Raw genomic sequence first — 563 nt, 5'->3', positions numbered from 1 at the left:
CTGCGATTCGAGGACATTTTATCAAATTTCTTACAAAATTATCTTATTATACACGAAACACACATCTTCCGTTCGCCAAACAGAAACTGTTGCGCCTCGCCACTCAACCACGGATGTTCGAATCGGCAGGCGGAAACCAAAAAGCCACATCCGGGCGCACAGGTTTCTCCTTGTTGGCACCTTTCGACTTCATGCTTCTTTGCCATTCCACGAGCTTCTGTAACTCCACTTCATCATGCTTTCGCGCGAAACGCATCATCGCTTCAACATATCCCTGCAGTTGGCCTTTTCCGCCTGCAGAACCTGCCGAAAGTGCATCTATCATGCCACAAAGTTCCTTCCAAGATAGGTCTGGATACAAAAATTCAGTTGCACTGATATGTGCTGCAGCAGCATCAAAAAGTGTCGGAGCGATAGGTTCACGCATGTCTGGAGATACCTGTGAGAGCACTAATTTCACAAAATCCAAGCCTTTTCCAAGTTTTGGCATGGCTGGAGCAGTCTTTGTTGTAATGTCGTAAGTCATTATATTACAGCTTTTTAGATTGAAATTGGATGAGCCT

1 pseudogene is annotated in these 563 nt (G+C 45.1%); it reads right to left on the bottom strand.

Going from position 1 to position 563, the window contains the following annotated elements:
• Nucleotides 1–103 precede the first annotated feature (103 nt).
• Nucleotides 104–563 (bottom strand): annotated as a pseudogene (locus CIK90_RS01225) (hypothetical protein); the annotation flags it as partial.

It is taken from the genome of Prevotella sp. P5-126 (assembly GCF_002251185.1).
In the GTDB taxonomy this organism is placed as follows: Bacteria; Bacteroidota; Bacteroidia; order Bacteroidales; family Bacteroidaceae; genus Prevotella.
Note: the sequence above shows the minus strand (reverse complement) of the source record. Positions and strands in the feature narration are given on the sequence as shown.